General features: G+C 70.4%; 12 protein-coding genes. 2 read left to right on the forward strand and 10 right to left on the reverse strand.

All coding sequences use genetic code 11. The features are described 5' to 3' along the window. Positions 1 to 77: 77 nt before the first annotated feature. The 5 genes from gatB to ligA all read right to left on the reverse strand — a co-directional run bounded on the left by gatB (position 78) and on the right by ligA (position 7,000). On the reverse strand, positions 78 to 1,586 hold the full coding sequence (gene gatB, locus ACFWQC_RS11330) for an Asp-tRNA(Asn)/Glu-tRNA(Gln) amidotransferase subunit GatB (RefSeq protein ID WP_378677269.1): 1,509 nt from the start codon (positions 1,584 to 1,586) through the stop codon (positions 78 to 80). Beyond that, complete coding sequence (gatA, locus tag ACFWQC_RS11335) at positions 1,583 to 3,079, reverse strand: Asp-tRNA(Asn)/Glu-tRNA(Gln) amidotransferase subunit GatA (RefSeq protein ID WP_378677272.1); 1,497 nt, start codon at positions 3,077 to 3,079, stop codon at positions 1,583 to 1,585. Before gatA ends, gatB begins: the two co-directional genes overlap by 4 nt. Before the next feature lie 79 nt (positions 3,080 to 3,158). Then, positions 3,159 to 3,458 carry an Asp-tRNA(Asn)/Glu-tRNA(Gln) amidotransferase subunit GatC gene (gatC, locus tag ACFWQC_RS11340; RefSeq protein ID WP_355020599.1) on the reverse strand — a complete coding sequence of 100 codons (300 nt, stop codon included), beginning with the start codon at positions 3,456 to 3,458 and terminating at the stop codon, positions 3,159 to 3,161. Positions 3,459 to 3,524: 66 nt separating this feature from the next. Then, positions 3,525 to 4,790 (reverse strand): glycosyltransferase family 2 protein, encoded by a 1,266-nt coding sequence (locus ACFWQC_RS11345; protein ID WP_378677276.1) that lies wholly within the window; start codon positions 4,788 to 4,790, stop codon positions 3,525 to 3,527. 80 nt (positions 4,791 to 4,870) lie between these two features. Next, positions 4,871 to 7,000, reverse strand: coding sequence for an NAD-dependent DNA ligase LigA (gene ligA, locus ACFWQC_RS11350; RefSeq protein WP_378677717.1), 2,130 nt, complete (start codon positions 6,998 to 7,000; stop codon positions 4,871 to 4,873). Positions 7,001 to 7,322: 322 nt separating this feature from the next. Between ligA and ACFWQC_RS11355 the strand changes: the two genes are divergently transcribed. Next, positions 7,323 to 8,882: a hypothetical protein gene (locus tag ACFWQC_RS11355; RefSeq protein WP_378677279.1), complete on the forward strand. Its 1,560-nt coding sequence runs from the start codon at positions 7,323 to 7,325 to the stop codon at positions 8,880 to 8,882. A gap of 18 nt (positions 8,883 to 8,900) precedes the next feature. On the opposite strand, the gene ACFWQC_RS11360 is transcribed toward ACFWQC_RS11355, so the two are convergent. The 4 genes from ACFWQC_RS11360 to ACFWQC_RS11375 all read right to left on the reverse strand — a co-directional run bounded on the left by ACFWQC_RS11360 (position 8,901) and on the right by ACFWQC_RS11375 (position 13,469). After that, on the reverse strand, positions 8,901 to 9,998 hold the full coding sequence (locus tag ACFWQC_RS11360) for a hypothetical protein (protein WP_378677282.1): 1,098 nt from the start codon (positions 9,996 to 9,998) through the stop codon (positions 8,901 to 8,903). Positions 9,999 to 10,168: 170 nt separating this feature from the next. After that, positions 10,169 to 11,167 (reverse strand): methionine synthase, encoded by a 999-nt coding sequence (locus ACFWQC_RS11365; protein WP_378677285.1) that lies wholly within the window; start codon positions 11,165 to 11,167, stop codon positions 10,169 to 10,171. Next, entirely contained in the window at positions 11,164 to 12,264 is a 1,101-nt protein-coding gene (mnmA, locus tag ACFWQC_RS11370; protein ID WP_378677720.1) for a tRNA 2-thiouridine(34) synthase MnmA, read from the reverse strand. The genes ACFWQC_RS11365 and mnmA overlap by 4 nt, the downstream gene beginning before the upstream one ends. A gap of 11 nt (positions 12,265 to 12,275) precedes the next feature. Beyond that, on the reverse strand, positions 12,276 to 13,469 hold the full coding sequence (locus ACFWQC_RS11375) for a cysteine desulfurase family protein (RefSeq protein WP_378677288.1): 1,194 nt from the start codon (positions 13,467 to 13,469) through the stop codon (positions 12,276 to 12,278). A gap of 81 nt (positions 13,470 to 13,550) precedes the next feature. Here ACFWQC_RS11375 and ppk2 point away from each other — a divergent pair, with 81 nt between their 5' ends. Next, a complete protein-coding gene (gene ppk2, locus ACFWQC_RS11380) occupies positions 13,551 to 14,441 on the forward strand; it encodes a polyphosphate kinase 2 (protein WP_378677291.1) in 891 nt (296 codons plus the stop codon). A 4-nt stretch (positions 14,442 to 14,445) separates the two neighbouring features. On the opposite strand, the gene ACFWQC_RS11385 is transcribed toward ppk2, so the two are convergent. Further along, the gene (locus tag ACFWQC_RS11385) at positions 14,446 to 15,264 is read right to left on the reverse strand and encodes a phosphotransferase enzyme family protein (protein WP_378677293.1); all 819 of its coding nucleotides are present in this window, start codon (positions 15,262 to 15,264) and stop codon (positions 14,446 to 14,448) included. Between the last annotated feature and the right edge of the window lie 381 nt (positions 15,265 to 15,645).

Genomic DNA, 15,645 nt, shown 5'->3' on the forward strand with positions numbered 1-15,645 from the left:
GACCGACGGCGGGCCCCGTCGGTCGAGCCGGGAGGCCGCCTGCGGCCGAGCGTGTCGAGACCAACACAGTCGCTAGGTCAGGCGAGCTTCTCCAGGATCAGCTCGCGGACGCGCTTGGCGTCGGCCTTGCCGCCGGTCGCCTTCATGACCGCGCCGATGAGCGCACCGGCCGCGGCCTGGTTGCCGCCGCGGATCTTCTCGGCGACCGCGGGCTGGGCGGCGATGGCTTCGTCGACGGCGGCGCCGAGCGCGCCGTCGTCGGAGACCACGGCGAGCCCGCGGGCGTCGATGATCTCCGAAACCGTGCCCTCACCTGCGAGAAGGCCCTCGAAGACCTGGCGGGCCAGCTTGTCGGTCAGCGTCTTGGCGTCGACCAGCTTCTGCACCTCGGCGACCTGGACCGGAGTGACACCGAGCTCGGCGAGCTCGACGCCACGGTCGTTGGCGCTGCGGGAGAGCTCAGCCATCCACCACTTACGGGCGGCCTGCGGGGAGGTTCCTTCGGCGACCGTCGCCTCGATCAGCGACAGAGCGCCGGCGGCCCAGACGTCGCGCATCTCCAGGTCGGAGTAGCCCCACTCGACCTGCAGACGGGCCCGCTTGTCAGCAGTGCGCTCCGGCAGGCTCGCCCGCAGCTCCTCGACCCACTCGCGCGACGGCGCGACCGGGACGAGGTCGGGCTCGGGGAAGTAGCGGTAGTCGTCGGCGTCCGACTTCGGCCGGCCGGCCGAGGTGGTGCCGGTGTCCTCGTGGAAGTGGCGGGTCTCCTGGAAGATCGCCTCCCCCGCGTCGAGGATCCCGGCGTGGCGCGACATCTCGAAACGTACGGCCCGCTCGACCGAGCGCAGCGAGTTGACGTTCTTCGTCTCGGTGCGCGTCCCCAGGGTCCCGGTCTCCTTCGGGGAGAGCGACAGGTTGACGTCGCAGCGCATCGAGCCCTGGTCCATGCGTACGTCGGAGACACCCAGACCCAGCAGGATCTCGCGCAGCGCGGCGACGTAGGCCTTCGCCACCAGCGGAGCCTTGGCACCGGTGCCGAGGATCGGGCGGGTGACGATCTCGATCAGCGGGATGCCCGCCCGGTTGTAGTCGACCAGCGAGTAGTCGGCGCCGTGGATGCGGCCGGTCGCGCCACCGATGTGGGTGGTCTTGCCGGTGTCCTCCTCCATGTGGGCGCGCTCGATGTCGATCCGGTAGGTCTCCCCCTCGACCTCGACGTCGAGGTAGCCGTCGTAGACGATCGGCTCGTCGTACTGCGAGGTCTGGAAGTTCTTCGGCATGTCCGGGTAGAAGTAGTTCTTCCGGGCGAACCGGCACCACTCCGCGATCGAACCGTTGAGCGCGAGACCGATCCGGATCGCGCTCTCCACCGCCTTGGCGTTCACGACCGGCATCGAGCCGGGCAGGCCGAGGCAGGTCGGGCAGACCTGGGAGTTGGGCTCGCCACCGAACGTCGCCGGGCAGCCGCAGAACATCTTGGTGTTGGTGTTGAGCTCGACGTGCACCTCGAGCCCGAAGGCCGGGTCGTAGCGCTCCAGCACCTCGTCGAACTCCACGAGAGCCAAAGAATCGGATACAGCCTTCATCGGGCCACCTCCAGCTTGTCGATCGAGAGCACCGGACCGATGGCGCCCTCGAGGGCGGCACCGACGCGGTAGAGACGGGCGTCCTCCAGGACCGGAGCGAGGAGCTGTACGCCGACGGGCAGCCCGTCCACGTCGGAGACCCCGGCCGGGATGGAGATGCCGGGCGTGCCGGCCAGGTTGGCCGGGATGGTGGCCAGGTCCTGCATGTACATGGCCAGCGGGTCGTCGAGCTTCGCCCCCAGCGGGAACGCGGTCGACGGGGAGGTCGGCGAGACCAGCACGTCGACCTGCTCGAAGGCCTTCTTGAAGTCCTCGATGATCAGCGTGCGGATCTTCTGCGCCTGACCGTAGTAGGCGTCGTAGTAGCCGCTGCTCAGCGCGTAGGTGCCGAGGATGATGCGACGCTTGACCTCGTCGCCGAACCCGGCGTCACGGGACGCCTTCATGACGTCCTCGGCGGACGGGTCGCCGTCGGGGGTCACGCGCAGGCCGTAACGCATCGCGTCGAACTTGGCCAGGTTGGAGGAGCACTCCGCCGGCAGGATCAGGTAGTAGGCCGCCATCGCGTGCTCGAAGCTCGGCGTGGAGACCTCGACGACGTCGGCACCCAGCTTGGTGAGCAGGTCGACCGACTCGTTGAACTTGCGCATCACGTCGGGCGCCCAGCCCTCGCCGGCGAGCTCCTTGATGACGCCGACCTTGAGACCCTTGAGGTCACCGGTCGCGCCGGCGCGGGCGGCGTCGACGAGCCCGGTCACCGGGGTGGTCGTCGAGGTGGAGTCGAGCGGGTCGTGGCCGCCGATGAGCTCGTGCAGCAGGGCGCTGTCGAGGACCGTACGGGTCACCGGACCGACCTGGTCCAGCGAGTTGGCCAGGGCGACCAGGCCGTAGCGGGAGACGGACCCGTAGGTCGGCTTCACGCCGACGGTGCCGGTGACGGCACCCGGCTGGCGGATCGAGCCGCCGGTGTCGGTGCCGAGCGCCAGCGGCGCCTCGAAGGCGGCGACGGCCGCGGCCGAGCCACCACCGGAGCCGCCGGGGATCCGGTCGAGCTTCCAGGGGTTCTTCGTCGGGCCGTACGCGGAGTGCTCGGTGGAGGAGCCCATCGCGAACTCGTCCATGTTGGTCTTGCCCAGGATCGGCAGACCGGCTTCCTTGATCTTCTTGACCACGGTCGCGTCGTAGGGCGGGATCCAGCCCTCGAGGATCTTGGAGCCGCAGGTCGTCGGCAGGCCGGTGGTGGTCAGCACGTCCTTGACCGCGATCGGTACGCCGTCGAGGGCATGCAGCGCGTCACCGTTGGCCCGGCGGGCGTCGGAGGCGGCGGCCTGGGACAGCGCGCCCTCGGCGTCGATGTGCAAGAAGGCGTGAACGTCGCCGTCGACCGCGGCGATCCGGTCGAGGTGGGCCTGGGTCAGCTCGACCGAGGTGGTCTCGCCGGCGGCAAGGGAGTCGGCCAGCTCGGCGGCCGACTTCAAAATGAGGTCGCTCATCGCGCTACCTCCGTGAGAACAGGTGAAGCGTACGAAGGCAGCGCGATGACGGCCTCATGGTTCGCTCGCTGACGCTCGCTCACTGCTCGTCCCCCAGGATCCGCGGCACCGAGAATCGCTGGTCCTCGACGGCAGGCGCACCGGAGAGCGCCTGCTCCGGCGTCAGGCACGGGGTCACGACGTCCTCACGGAAGACGTTGGTCAGCGGAAGCGGGTGGGAGGTGGCAGGCACGTCGTCGCCGGCAAGCCCCTGGATCGAGGCGACGGACTCGAGGATCACCTGAAGCTGCGGGGCAAGGTGATCGAGCTCGGCGTCGCTGAGGTCGATGCGGGCGAGGTCGGCCAGGTGCGCGACCTCGTCGCGGGTGATTTCTGGCATGCGCACATCCTAGGTGTCAGCGGCCCCAACTCTCACCTCGGATACACCGAGGCGAGCAGATGACGTCTACGGGGCCTTGTTCGGGCCGCCGCCGTTGGACGGCTTGTCGGTCGGCCTGCCCGCCGAGCTCGGCTGAGCGGGCGCCGCCTGGGTCGGGTCGGCCCCACGGGTGGGGTCGGTCGACGGGGTCGGCTCGGCGGCCTGGGTCGGCTGGGTGCCGGCCGTGGCGCCGGCCCGGCTCGGCGAAGGCTCAGGTGCCCGAGTCGGGTCCGCGGTCGGCTCCGGAGCCGGGCTCTGCGCGGGCGAGGGTCCGCCCTCCTCGCCACGCGGCTTCTTCTCGAGCGCACCGTGGACATCGCCGACCTCGGGTACCTCCGGGCTGCCCACCGGCGCCGCGAGCGCCACGAGCCCGGCAAGCATCACCGAGCTGAAGGCGAGCACCAGTCCCCCACGCCGAGCAGCGGGCGCCGCGGCGGCGCTCCAGGCCCAGATCCGCTCGCGACGGCGCCGCAGGTCGGCGGGCAGGTCGCTGTGGATCGCCGCCCAGCTGTTGATCGGGGCCAGCGCGTAGCCGATCCCCTGGAAGCCGAGCAGCGCGGCGATGGCGAGCCCTGTCGACCCGCCGAGTGCGCCGACCAGGACCGCCATGGCCAGGCAGGCGACTGCGGCGAAGGTCTCCACCAGGTTGCCCCGAACCACGTCTCGCACCCGCGGCCGCCCCTTGATCTTCGGCGTACGCAGGAAGGTGCCCTCGCGCGAGACCAGCCCGAGCCATGAGGCACGTGCGACGGTCGCCGCGAGCGCCAGCCACAGCCCGAAGGCACCGATCGCGTCGCGCCAGGAGGCCCCGCTGCGCAGGCGGCGGACCAGCGCGATCGAACGGGCCGCGCCGAAGAGCACCAGCGCGACGGTGGCGAACAGGAGGAGTCCCGAGAGGCGGCGTACGACAAGTCCCCCGCCCAGCATCAGGTCGAGAGCGCCCGAGATCAGGAAGAAGGTGAACAGGGCTCCAGCGAGGTCGCCGAACCACTGCAGCCCGCCGACGAGGTAGGCCCAGCGCTGCGCCAGGGTCATCTGGTTGTCCTCGGTGCGACGCCCGGGCAGAAGCGAGCGCCAGTGCATACGCAGGATCTGGATGCCGCCGAAGCACCACCGGAACCGTTGCTTCTTGAGCGTCTCGAAGGTCAGCGGCATCACGCCGCGGCCGTAGGAGCGGTCGACGTGCATGCCGTTGTAGCCCATCTTCAGCAGCCGCAGCGACAGCTCGGCGTCCTCGGTGATGCACCACTCGTCCCAGCCGCCGGACCGGACCAGCGTCGAGCACGGCGTCACACTATGGGGGGGGTATCGGTGACCAAGTCCAGAGCCCCGACCGGGAGGTCGATTTCTGGCGCCGAGACGTCGAACTCTGACTACTCGGCGTCAGAAACTGGCGTCTCGGCGGGGCCGTTTTCGAGGAGGGCCTTGAAGGCTGCCTCGGTCAGGATGGGGAGGCCCAGCTCTTCGGCCTTGGCTGCCTTGGAGCCCGCGCTCTCACCGACCACGACGTAGTCGGTCTTCTTGGAGACCGAGCCCGCGGCCTTGCCGCCGCGGCTGATGATCGCCTCCTTGGCGCCGTCGCGGGAGAAGTCCTCCAGCGAGCCGGTGACCACGATGGTCAGGCCCTCGAGGGTCCGCGCCACCGACTCGTCGCGCTCGTCGGCGAGGGAGACCCCGGCCGTACGCCACTTCTCCACGATCTCCTGGTGCCAGTCGACCTGGCGCCACTCGACGATGGCCTCGGCGATGATCCCGCCGACGCCCTCGGTGGCGGCCAGCTCCTCCTGCGAGGCCGCCCAGACGGCGTCCAGCGATCCGAACTCGGTGGCCAGAGCCCGGGCCGCGGACGGGCCGACGTGGCGGATGGACAGCGCGACCAGCACCCGCCACAGCGGGACCTGCTTGCGCTCCTCGAGGTTGCGCAGCAACCCCAGCGCGTTGGCGTTGAGCACGCGGTCGCCGGCCCCGGCCTCCTTCTCGGCCTTCTTCGCCGCGCGCGTGAAGAAGGCGGTGGTGGCGAGCTTGGCCTCGTCGAGCGAGAAGATGTCGCCCTCGTTGGTGATCACCTCGGCGGCCAGCAGCGCGTCCGCCGCCTCGTAGCCCATCCCCTCGATGTCGAAGGCACCCCGACCGGAGGCGAAGAAGACCCGCTCCCGCACCTGCGCGGGGCAGCCGCGGTGGTTGGGGCAGCGCAGGTCCTTGTCGCCCTCCTTCTGCTCGGCGAGCGTGGTGCCGCACGCGGGGCACTCGGTGGGCATCACCCACTCCGGCAGCCCCTCGGGTCGCAGCGGCAGCACCGGACCGAGGATCTCCGGGATCACGTCGCCTGCTTTGCGCAGAATGACGGTGTCGCCGGGGCGTACGTCCTTCCGCTTCACCTCGTGGGCGTTGTGCAGCGTCGCGCGCTCGACGGTCGAGCCGGCGACCTTGGTCGGCTCCATGACGCCGAAGGGCGTGACCCGGCCGGTGCGGCCAACGCCGACGTCGATCGCGAGCAGCTTGGCGTTGACCTCCTCCGGCGGGTATTTGTAGGCGATCGCCCACCGTGGCGCGCGGCTGGTCGAGCCGAGGCGGCGCTGCAACGAGATCGCGTCGACCTTGATGACGACACCGTCGATCTCGTGCTCGGTGACGTCATGGCGGTGCTCGCCGAAGTAGCTGATGAACTCCTCGACCTCGGCGAGGGTCTTGAGCACCTTGACCCGCTTGGAGGTGGGCAGTCCCCAGGCCTTCAGGGCGTCGTACGCATGCGACTGGGCGACCGGCTGGAAGCCCTGCCGGGCACCGATGCCGTGGCAGACCATCCCGAGCTCGCGGGTCGCGGTGACCCGCGGGTCCTTCTGGCGCAGCGACCCGGCGGCGGAGTTGCGCGGGTTGGCGAACATCGGCTTGCCCGCGTCGACCAGGGAGGCGTTGAGCTTGTCGAAGGCCTCGATCGACAAGAAGACCTCGCCGCGCACCTCGACCAGGTCGGGCACCGGGAACTCGTCGGTGCCGGTGAGCCGGTGCGGGATGGACTTGATGGTGCGTACGTTCGGGGTGACGTCCTCGCCCGTGCGGCCGTCGCCGCGGGTCAGCGCCCGGACCAGGCGGCCCTTCTCGTAGAGCAGGTTGATCGCCAGGCCGTCGACCTTGAGCTCGCACAGCAGCTCGGCCTCGCCGGCGCCGTCCTTGGCGATCCGGGCATGCCAGCCGGCGAGCTCGTCGAACGAGAAGACGTTGTCGAGCGACTCCATCCGCTGCAGGTGGTCGACCGCGGTGAACTCCGTCGAGAACGTGCCACCGACCTTCTGGGTCGGCGAGTCGGGCGTGCGCAGCTCGGGGAACTGCTCCTCGAGCTCGTTGATCCGGCGCCACTTCTGGTCGAAGTCGGCGTCGGAGAGCGTCGGGTCGTCGAGCACGTAGTAGCGGTAGCGAGCGTCCTCGATCTGCTCGGCGAGCTCCTGGTGCTCGTTCTTCTGCTCGGGGCCCGCGTCGGTCACGTCATCGTTCACGGGCACCATCTTGCCTGGTCCCGCCGACAATTTTCCGAACCTGCGGCACAGCGAGGGACGAGCTGCGCCGCAACGAGAGGAGATCGAGCAAGCGCAGCCGGGTGAGCTCGCGAACCCGCGAAGCGGGTCGAGATTCGAACGGCATACCCGCCCGGGCGTTTTCGGCGTTTCACCGGCCCGAACGACACGCAACCCCCTCAATATCGATGCAACCGATCAACACCTGGGTGACGGGTCTCACCACAAGTGGGTAAAGCGGGCTACGTTCCTCCCGCGTCGGGCAAGGCGGGCCGACACCAATCCCCCATATGACCGCCTTGTGAGGTCTGCAGTGGTTTCTCGGCTCGTGGTGACGCTGCTGGCGGCGCTCGCCCTCCTGCTGGCCCCGGTCGGCGCTACGCACGCGCTCGGACTGGGGAGTGTCTTCTCCGACGCCGAGGTCGAGGTGTCGATCCTCGAGCAGTCCAAGGACGGCGTGGTCCTCAACGTGCACGGCACCGAATACAGCGGCGAGAACCCGGGCATCGAGATCGCGCTCAATCCGGTCGGCTACCGCGGATCGGGCACGAGGAGCACCTTCGTCAAGTCAGTCGTGATCAACCCCGACGACCCCGACGACTGGACCTACGCGTTCACTCTCGACGCCTCGCAGGTCGCCCAACTCGACCCCGACACCGACTACCAGATCATGACGATGCGTGGCGGTGGCCGCGACCTCTACGACTCTGCCGATTCGCGGGCGGTGGGCGTCCCCTTCGACTTCCACGCGCTCTCCGAGCCCAGCAGCACACCGACCCCGGAGGAGCCCGCGGACGACACCGGGTCGTCAGGCGGTTCCGGATCCGGGTCGGGCACTGGCACGGGCTCCGGCGGCGGTACGTCTTCGGGTCGGCCCGCAGGTGGCGACTCGGGCGAAGGAGCCGGGGCCGGCTCCGGCGAGAAGCCGACGAAGAAGGCGTCCAAGGAGCCGTGGACCGCCCCCGAGGAGCCGCCGACGGCCAAGGGCCTGAGCCTCACCGGGGTCGATGACGCCTCCGTCGACGCCGAGGACGTCATCCACGCCCAGGCCTCCGGGTTCAAGCCCAACGAGACCGGCATCCGGGTCGTCGTCTACTCGACCCCGCTGGTCCTCTCGACCAGCGTCAAGGCCAACGGCCGCGGCATCGCGAAGTGGTCCGGCCGGCTCCCCAAGGACATCGGCCTCGGCAAGCACACCCTCACCTTCCAGGGCTCGGTGAACCGCGGGATCTCGTTCGTCGTGACCGGCACCCCGAGCGACGGCGAGTGCGCCCAGAGCGGCTGCGCCCCGAAGACAGAGGCCGTCAAGCTGGCGGCACCGGCCGAGGAGGGCGGCGTCGGCCTCCTCACCTGGATCATCGTCGCCTCGATGATCGTCCTCGCCCTCGTGGCCAGTGCCGTCGCGATGCTCTCCGGACGCCGTAAGCGCGAGCAGGAGTGGGACGAGCCAGGCTACGCCCAGGCCCCGCGGTATCCCGCTGACCCGCGACAGGCGTCGGGGCCCTACCCGGCCCACCCTCGCCAGCAGCCCCAGTCCCGACCCGAGCCTCCGCTCCCGCGCCGGCTACCCGAGGGCCAGGAGCCGATCCGGCGCCAGCCAGGTCCGCGCCAGCCAGGTCCGCGCCAGCCTGATCCGCGCCAGGCCGTTCCTCGACAGGCCGTTCCTCGCCAGCCGGTTCCGCACCAGCCGGTTCCGCACCAGCCGAGCCACCGCCAGCCGGGTCCCCAGCACCTGGAACCGCAGCACGCGGCTCCCCAGCAGCAGCCCGCCTATCGCCAGCCGCGGCCGCCGGAGTCGTTCGCACCGCCGAGCCAGCGGGGTCAGGCCTACGACAGCCCGGCCTACGAGGGCCAGCGGGTCGCCGGACGCTGAGCGCGGTCGAACGCGCTCTCAGACCAGCGACTCACCCCGACGGGCGGTCTCGGCCGCAACCGTCGGCCACAGCGTCTCCAGTGCCACCTCGAGCCCGGACAGGACCGGGTCGAGGTCGTCGCCGGGGAACGGTGCGGGCGCCTGCTGGCGTATGACCGCACAGAAGGCGGGCAGGTCGCCCTCCGCCTCATGGCAGCGGACGGTCTCGGCGGACCCGTCGGTCCAGCCGTCGTAGCCGTCGGTGTCGCCCTTGGAGCAGGTGAGCGTCTTGGGGCACTTCCGCTGCGCGGCGGGCAGGTTCGGGGCGTGGACCGCGGTGACGGTGCCGCCGCCGGGGGTGGTGCCGACGACGCCGAAGGCGCCCTTGCCGTAGGCCGAGGCGTCGGCCTTCTCGAAGGAGTCGATGTCGGCGTACGCCTTGGTCTCGAGCAGTCCCGCCGCGATCGCCCCGGCGGTCAGCGCGACCTCGCCGGCGCCGTTGGCGCCATCCGAGGGAAAGCCGCTGACCTGCGCCTTCGTCATCTTCATGGTCGTCTTCGTGCCGAGGCGCGGGTCGGTGACCAGCGCGACCAGATCGTCGACGCTCACCTCGAGATCGAGCTTGCGGGGATCGCCGGTGATCTTCTCGCCGACGTACGCGGCCCGGCGCTCCACTCCCCCGGACGCATGCGAGACCATCAGCTGACCAGGGGTGCCGTCGTCGGTGGCGAGGTCCCAGGCGACGGTCGACGTGCCGGTCGCGGCCTTCATCTCGACACAGCCCGACATGCCGTCGTGGCACCAGGTCGAGAGCAGGTCGTCGTCGACCGCGCCGGCCTTGACCTCCAACGAATGGTCGTCTCCCCACAGGAGCACGGTGCCGACCTCGTCCTGCTCGAAGTAGACGTCGCCGCCCTCGAACGCCTCCGGCTGTACGGGCACCCGTTGGAGCGTGATCGCCGCGATCGCCTCGGGGGTCGCCGGCTGGTTTCCCGGCCGCAGATCGGCCGGGTCGATGCTCGCTGCCTGTGTCGGCGTGGCCTTCTCGTCCGCCTCGGCCGCCTCACTCACGTCGTCGCTCCCACAGCCGGTGAGCAGAAGAGCCGCGGCCAGAAGTGCCATCCCCCGTCTTTGCATGAGGGGAATGTAGGGCATGTCTGGCGAATCCACGCCCGCTACGCGGCGTTTCGCATCCGATCTGGCCGCGTTGGCGCCGCTCGACAGCCGCCAGGATGCCTTCGCAGCGCCGCCTTGCCAGATCGGCCCGAAACGCCGCTCGCGGCCGCCGTGTCTTCGCCAGGCATGCCCTACGCCAGGTGACGTGCGCTTTCGGTGAGGATCCGCAGGACGGTGCGGGCCCATCGCCCATCGGCACCGGCGAGGCCGCACGCGGGCGTCAGGACGATGTCGTACGCGGTGTCCAGCCCGAGCATGTCGAGCCAGCGCTCCACGGTCTCGGTGACCGACTTGTCGGTGGGTGCGGCGCCCGCCGGAGCGATCGCGGGGACCACGCCGAGCGCGACCGTGTCGCCCGCCTCCAGGGCCGTGGCCAGGTCGTCGTGGTCGGCGGCGGTGAGCTGGGTCAGGTCGATGCTGATCCCCTTCGCCCCGGCCTTGCGGAGCAGGTCCAGCGGGGTCCCGGGTGCGCACGAGTGCACCCACGGGATCGCACCCTCCTCGGCGATCGCGCCGAGCACCCACTCCAGCGCCTGGGAGGCCTCGGGGAGGTCGATGCTGCGGTGCTTGCCGAATCCTGAGGCGGTCGGCACCTGGGCGTTGAGCACGGCGCTCAACGCCGGCTCGTCGACCTGGACGACCAGCGTGTCCGCGCCCGGGAGGCGACGGCGTACGTCGCGGATGTGGGTGCGTACGCCGTCGGCCAGCGCCTGCGCCAGGTCACGCCGCGCGCCGTGGTCGGCGAGCAGCTTGTCACCGCGCGGGCGCTCGACGGTGGCGGCGAGGGTCCAGGGTCCGGCGACCTGGATCTTGAACGTGCCGCCGCCGGAGGTGAGCGGAGAGTCCTGGACCAGCTCCTCGACGGTGTCGAGGTCCTGGGCGAGCAGGCTGCGGGCACGCCGGTGGTCGACCCCTGCGGAGCCGGAGGTGCCGGTCAGGCGCCAGCCCGCGGGCTGCAGGTCGGCATCGAGCCCCTCGAGGACCGCCAGCGCCCGGCCGGTCATGTTCGCGATCGCGCCACGCGCGGGCAGCTCGGGCAGGTGGGGAAGGTCGGTGAGCTCACCGAGCACGACACGGCAGGTCTCCGCAAAGTCCTCACCCGGCATCGACCCGATCCCGGTGGCCCTCACGCGAGAGCCGCCCGCCGGGTCGCTGCGATGGTGGCCGAGCCGACGACGCGGGTGCCTTCGTAGATGACCGCGGCCTGGCCCGGCGCGATGCCGTAGGCGGGATCGAGCAGCTCGATCTCGACGTCATCGCCGGTCACGGTCACCCGCGCGCGGTGCTCGTCACCGTGGGCGCGGAGCTGGACCGTGCCCTCCAGCACGCCCTCGGGCGCGCGGCCGGCCCAGCGCGGCCGGATCCCGGAGAGCCCGCCGACGGCCAGGTGCTCGCGCGGCCCGACGGTGACGGTCGCAGAGACCGGCTCGATGTCGAGCACGAACCGCGGCTTCCCGTCCGGCGCCGGCTTGCCGAGGCGGAGGCCCTTGCGCTGCCCGATCGTGTAGGCGTACGTCCCCTGGTGCTCGCCCAGGACCTCACCGGTCTCGTCGACGATGGGTCCGGACTCGTTGGGCGCCCGGTCGCCCAGCTTCTCGCGCAGCCAGCCGGCGTTGTCGCCGTCGGCGACGAAGCAGATGTCGTGGGAGTCCGGCTTGTCGGCGACGAGGAGGCCACGGCGAGCCGCCTCCTCACGCACCAGCGGCTTGGGGGTGTCGCCGAGCGGGAACAGCGAGTGCTCGAGCTGGGCCTGGTCGAGCACGCCGAGAACGTAGGACTGGTCCTTGCCGGTGTCGACCGCGCGGTGCAGCTCTACGAGCCCGTCGGCGCCGTTGCGAAGCGTCGCGTAGTGGCCGGTCGCGACCGCGTCGAAGCCGAGCGCGAGCGCCCGGTCCAGCACGGCGGCGAACTTGATCTTCTCGTTGCAGCGCAGGCAGGGGTTGGGGGTGCGCCCTTCGGCGTACTCCGACATGAAGTCCTCGACCACGTCCTCGTGGAAGCGGTCGGAGAGGTCCCAGACGTAGAACGGGATCCCGATCACGTCCGCGGCACGGCGGGCGTCGTTGGAGTCCTCGATCGTGCAGCACCCGCGGGCGCCGGTGCGGTAGGACGCCGGGTTTCGCGAGAGCGCCAGGTGGACGCCGGTGACGTCGTGGCCTGCCTCCTTCGCGCGGGCGGCGGCGACGGCGGAGTCCACTCCCCCGGACATGGCGGCGACGACCCTCATTCCGGTGCTCATCAGCGCTGCAGCCCTGCCGCGCGACCGCGCTCGACGGCCGGACCGATCGCCGCGACGAGCCGGTCCACGTCCTCGGCGGTCGTGGTGTGCCCGAGCGAGAAGCGAAGCGAGGAGCGCGCCTGCTCATCCGACTGGCCCATGGCCAGGAGCACGTGAGAGGCCTGAGGTACGCCGGCCGAGCACGCCGCACCGGTCGAGCACTCGACCCCGGCGGCGTCGAGCAGCATCAGCAGCGAGTCGCCCTCGCACCCGGGGAAGGCGATCTGGGCGTTGTTGGGCAGCCGATGGCGGCCCAGCGGCGCGAGGGGCGGGCCGTTGAGGTGGGAGTCCGGCACGACCGTCAGCACCTGCTCGACCAGCTGGTCGCGCAGCGCCCCGACCCTGGTCGCGTACGCCTCCTGCTCCTTGACCGCGAGCTCGACGGCGGCCGCGAAGCCGACGATGGCCGCGGTGGCGTGGGTGCCGCTGCGTACGTCTCGCTCCTGGCCGCCCCCGTGGACCAGCGCTGTCAGCTCGAGCTCGCGGCGCACGACGAGCGCCCCGGCGCCCACCGGGCCGCCGAGCTTGTGCCCGGTCAGCGAGAGCGCGTCGACGCCGCTGGTCGCGAAGTCGACCGGCACCGCGCCGACCGCCTGGACGGCGTCGGAGTGGACCGGGATGCCGTACTCGGCGGCGATCTCGGCGATCTCGGCGACGGGCTGCAGCGTGCCGACCTCGTTGTTGGCCCACATCACCGAGACGAGCGCCACCGAGGCGGGATCGCGCTCGATGGCCTCTTTCATCGCGGCGAGGTCGATGCGGCCGGTCGCGTCGCACGGGACGAGCTCGACCTGGGCGCCCTCGGTCGACTCCAGCCAGTGCAGCGGGTCGAGCACGGCGTGGTGCTCGACGGTGGAGGCCAGGATGCGGGTGCGCGCCGGGTCCTGGCCGCGGCGGGCCCAGTAGGCACCCTTGAGCGCGAGGTTGTCCGCCTCGGTGCCACCGGAGGTGAACACGACCTCACCCGGCCGGGACCCGAGCGCCGCCGCGATCCGTTCTCGGGACTCCTCCAGCACCCGGCGGGCGCGGCGACCCGATGCGTGCAGCGAGCTCGCGTTGCCGACCAGCGCCAGCTCCGCGGTCATCGCCTCGATCGCCGCCGAGGCCATGGGAGTGGTGGCGGCGTGGTCCAGATAGACGGTCCGGGCATTCATCGTCTACCAAGGTTACGGCCCCATGGCGATGCTTGCTGAAACGTCGACGCCCGTTCACCTCCGCTGCCTAAGGTCGTGTGCATGTCCCAGGGATTCCGCGAGTACATCGACAACCTGATCACCGAGGGTCACACGATCGGCGAGGATCACGATGACGACCCCGTACTCCTGGACCCGGCCGGCAAGGCAGTCGACACCTGGCGCGAGAACTATCCCTACACCGAGCGGATCGCCCGCGAGGTCTACGACGAGCAGAAGTACCTTCTCCAGGTCGAGCTGCTGAAGTTCCAGCGCTGGAACGACCGCGTCGGCGGCAAGCACGTACTGCTCTTCGAAGGCCGGGACGCGGCCGGCAAGGGCGGCACGATCAAGCGGTTCATGGAGCACCTCAACCCGCGCTACGCCCGCACGGTCGCGCTGTCCAAGCCGTCTGACCGTGAGTCACAGCAGTGGTTCTTCCAGCGGTACGTCCAGCACCTGCCCACCGCCGGCGAGATGGTCCTCTTCGACCGCTCCTGGTACAACCGCGCCGGCGTCGAGCGGGTCATGGGCTTCGCCTCCGACGACCAGTACGAGCAGTTCATGCACCAGGTGCCGCTCTTCGAGCAGATGCTCGTCGACTCAGGCATCACGCTCACGAAGTTCTGGTTCTCGGTGGGACGATCGGAGCAGCGGACCCGCTTCATCATCCGCCAGATCGACCCGGTACGGCAGTGGAAGCTCTCCCCGATCGACGTGCAGTCGTTGGACAAGTGGGACTCCTACACAGCCGCCAAGGAGGAGATGTTCCGCCGCACCGACACCGACTGGGCGCCCTGGACCACGATCCGCTCCAACGACAAGAAGCGCGCCCGCCTCAACGCGATGCGCTACTTCCTCGCCCACCACGACTACGACGAGAAGGACCCCGAAGTCGTCGGCACCCCCGACCCCCTCATCGTCCAGCGAGGCATCGACGCCGTCGGCGACTGACCGATCAGCCCGGCCACGGGATACGCCGCAGGTGCGCCTCGATGCCGTCTTCGAGCGCGCCGGCGTCATCCCCCGCCAGGGGCAGAACCGACTCGTACGCCGCGACGAACGCCCCGCGCACATCCGCCGGTGTCGGGCGCCACTGGTGGTAGCGCGTGCCGAGCAGGACGGCGGCCTGAGCGAAGTCGTCCACCCGGCGGCGGTACGTGGTCTCCTCCAGATCCAGGACCGCCGCGATCTTGCCTCCTGACCAGAGGATGTTGGCCGACCTGAAGTCGTTGCTGACCAGCTGGGCGCCCGGTGCCGGCGGATCGTCGGTGGGGATCAGCTCCGGGTAGTCGGCCATCGCCGCATGCATCCTCGCGAGCATCTCGCCCGCAGCCCTGACCTGCTCGGGATCGGTGATGTCCAACAGCTCACCATCGACCACCCGCTGCAGCCCGAGCGAGAACCCGTCGACCTCCACCTGGACCCTGCCGTCACGAGCCGCCTGCGGCATGGACACAGGTATCCCACGCTCTCCCAGCCACACCGTGAGCCGTGCGGTCGCCGCCAAGCGCGCGAACACGCGTGGCCGCATCGACCACTTGGCGATCATCCGATCGTCGTCGACGCTGATCCACGCCAGACAGTTGGCATCGCTGATCATCAGCCGTTCGCAGCCGGCCACCTTCAGACCCCAGTGCTCGGCCAGGACGCCGGTCAACCAGTCCGTCGCCTCGGCCGCGGAGGCGAAGCCGAACCGCTCGGTCAGCGCGGCTTCTGGATCGGCCGACTCCCAGAGCATGCTGATCGGCGTAATCAGCGCTTCGGCTTCGGTCATGGGTCGCAGTCAAGCAGGTGGGGTGTGGGCGTTGATGGGTGTTGCGTGGTGCTCGATCTCGAATGGCTTGGCCGCCGATTCCTTTGGTTGGGTACGGGCTTGGGATCTCGGGTCGGTGGATCCTGGCGGCGGAGGGCTTCCTCGTGCTTTTACAAGACGATGACGCCTTGTGAATGCTTCACAAGGCGTGCCCTGAGAGGGGTCAGGCAGGCACAAGGTGTCGCCTCAGCTGACCCCAGCCGCTCTCAGACCGATCGCACGGGGCGAATGGGCAGGGTTATCTGCTGGCGACGAGTACGCCAAGGGCTGGCAGCACCGCCAGATGCAGGGGCCCAGATCTGCCTGGCCTACCGAAGAAGTCACAGACCAGACAGCTGCCCG

The sequence above is a fragment of the Nocardioides sp. NPDC058538 genome, from assembly GCF_042719275.1.
Taxonomy (GTDB): Bacteria; Actinomycetota; Actinomycetes; order Propionibacteriales; family Nocardioidaceae; genus Nocardioides.

Coding starts and splice junctions, on each gene's coding strand:
- gatB (WP_378677269.1), bottom strand. CDS start 1,586: ATGAAGGCTGTATCCGATTCTTTGGCTCTCGTGGAGTTCGACGAGGTG.
- gatA (WP_378677272.1), bottom strand. CDS start 3,079: ATGAGCGACCTCATTTTGAAGTCGGCCGCCGAGCTGGCCGACTCCCTT.
- gatC (WP_355020599.1), bottom strand. CDS start 3,458: ATGCCAGAAATCACCCGCGACGAGGTCGCGCACCTGGCCGACCTCGCC.
- ligA (WP_378677717.1), bottom strand. CDS start 7,000: ATGGTGCCCGTGAACGATGACGTGACCGACGCGGGCCCCGAGCAGAAG.
- ACFWQC_RS11360 (WP_378677282.1), bottom strand. CDS start 9,998: ATGCAAAGACGGGGGATGGCACTTCTGGCCGCGGCTCTTCTGCTCACC.
- mnmA (WP_378677720.1), bottom strand. CDS start 12,264: ATGAGGGTCGTCGCCGCCATGTCCGGGGGAGTGGACTCCGCCGTCGCC.
- ACFWQC_RS11375 (WP_378677288.1), bottom strand. CDS start 13,469: ATGAATGCCCGGACCGTCTATCTGGACCACGCCGCCACCACTCCCATG.
- ppk2 (WP_378677291.1), top strand. CDS start 13,551: ATGTCCCAGGGATTCCGCGAGTACATCGACAACCTGATCACCGAGGGT.
- ACFWQC_RS11385 (WP_378677293.1), bottom strand. CDS start 15,264: ATGACCGAAGCCGAAGCGCTGATTACGCCGATCAGCATGCTCTGGGAG.